This window comes from Enterobacter sp. CGMCC 5087 (genome assembly GCF_003144775.1).
Classification (GTDB): Bacteria; Pseudomonadota; Gammaproteobacteria; order Enterobacterales; family Enterobacteriaceae; genus Enterobacter; species Enterobacter cloacae_M.
This window is the reverse complement of record NZ_QFXN01000006.1, coordinates 1-482: the sequence shown is the minus strand read 5'-3', so window position 1 is coordinate 482 and position 482 is coordinate 1. Positions and strand designations below refer to the sequence as shown.

The following is a 482-nucleotide window of genomic DNA, read 5'->3' as shown; positions in this document are numbered from 1 at the left end:
GTTCGGCACCACCTCGACCAGCGTCATGGTGTCGTAAATATTGAATTGATGATCCATTAAAAACCTCGATAAAAGGATATGCAAAGCCCTGCCGGATGAACGGCATAGCCACACTAAAAAGGGGATTAGCTAAAAATCAGGAGGCCGGGGCCTGCAGGCTGTCACGCAGGAAAATAGAGAACGGACGCAGGGCCGTTTTCAGTGCCGGAAGCGTCCAGCTGCTGTCAAAGGTGATACGGTTCAAGTTAAAGATACCCAGCTCATAAATACCGCCGCGAACGGTAGCGCCGCCCGGAGAGACATTATCCACCAGCACGGCGCTGGGTACTTCGCTGCCATCGGTGGCCGTTTGTACGCTCAGGACATACACGCCGGTGGCGGTGATTTGCCCCAGGATGGTTCCACGTACCAGCGGTGCGGCCCCGCCAATATCGACCGTGTCCGTCACCAGCTGCAGGTTACCTGCGATCAGCTGGTCAGGC

General features: G+C 56.0%; 1 protein-coding gene. It reads right to left on the bottom strand.

Going from position 1 to position 482, the window contains the following annotated elements; genetic code table 11:
* Positions 1–136: 136 nt before the first annotated feature.
* On the bottom strand, positions 137–482 hold a 346-nt coding region (locus DEO48_RS00035; RefSeq protein WP_109843940.1), incomplete at its 5' end, for a head decoration protein.